At 60.7% G+C, this 280-nt stretch carries 1 protein-coding gene; it reads left to right on the plus strand.

Going from position 1 to position 280, the window contains the following annotated elements:
- Nucleotides 1-280, plus strand: a 280-nt coding sequence (locus NLU14_RS21540) for a phosphoheptose isomerase family protein (RefSeq protein ID WP_275710478.1), incomplete at both ends; no start/stop codon positions are given.

Consider the following 280-nt stretch of genomic DNA (forward strand, 5'->3'; position numbering starts at 1 on the left):
GGCGTCACGGTCATCGCTCTGACGAGCTTGTCTTACTCGCAGCTCTTAAAGAGCGATCACTCCAGCGGCAAAAGGCTGTTCGAGCTGGCCGACCTGGTCATCGACAACTGTGCGCCTGCGCTCGATGCCATGATCGAGGTGTCGGACATGGACGCGCCGATCTGCCCGGCTTCGGGCATCTCGTCTGCCGTCATCATGTGGGCGATCGAAGCCGGGACGGTTCAGCTCCTGCTGCAGCGGGGGATTAAGCCGACCGTGCTCAAGTCGATTAATAACCCCG

This window comes from Marinobacter iranensis (assembly GCF_029207565.1).
Lineage (GTDB): Bacteria > Pseudomonadota > Gammaproteobacteria > Pseudomonadales > Oleiphilaceae > Marinobacter > Marinobacter iranensis.